The 316-nt window shown below is 56.6% G+C and carries 1 rRNA gene; it reads right to left on the reverse strand.

The annotated features are described in order from the left end of the window. Positions 1-316: ribosomal RNA gene (locus ACTZWV_RS19900) — 16S ribosomal RNA — on the reverse strand; the annotation flags it as partial.

The following is a 316-nucleotide window of genomic DNA, read 5'->3' on the forward strand; positions in this document are numbered from 1 at the left end:
CGCGCCATTGTAGCACGTGTGTAGCCCTGGCCGTAAGGGCCATGATGACCTGACGTCATCCCCACCTTCCTCCGGTTTGTCACCGGCAGTCTCCCTGGAGTTCTCAGCATTACCTGCTAGCAACCAGGGATAGGGGTTGCGCTCGTTACGGGACTTAACCCAACATCTCACGACACGAGCTGACGACGGCCATGCAGCACCTGTCTCAGAGTTCCCGAAGGCACCAATCCATCTCTGGAAAGTTCTCTGGATGTCAAGGCCAGGTAAGGTTCTTCGCGTTGCGTCGAATTAAACCACATGCTCCACCGCTTGTGCG

The sequence above is a fragment of the Rheinheimera sp. NSM genome (assembly GCF_052380015.1).
Classification (GTDB): domain Bacteria; phylum Pseudomonadota; class Gammaproteobacteria; order Enterobacterales; family Alteromonadaceae; genus Alishewanella.